A 248-nucleotide genomic window follows, 5' to 3' on the forward strand; every position below is an offset into this window, starting at 1 on the left:
AGCACACAACTCATCCGTCAGGAAGTTAAATTTATCCCGGCGAGAGTTGAAAACCACAGACATTTCCAGAAAACATATGCCTGCGCGAACTGTGAGAAAAGCGGAACGCGCACGCCTTTTGCAAAATCTGAAATTCCCAGACTTCCGTTAAATAACACAGCCGCTTCTGCGTCACTGATAGCAGAAACCATGTATCAAAAATTCGAGCAAAAAGTCCCTGGCTATCGCCAAGAGGCTTATTGGAATCT

1 pseudogene is annotated in these 248 nt (G+C 45.2%); it reads left to right on the plus strand.

Annotated elements, in window-relative coordinates:
- Nucleotides 1–248: pseudogene (locus ACYQ2O_RS13770) on the plus strand (IS66 family transposase); the annotation flags it as partial.

Source organism: Alkalibacterium sp. m-11, from assembly GCF_054658155.1.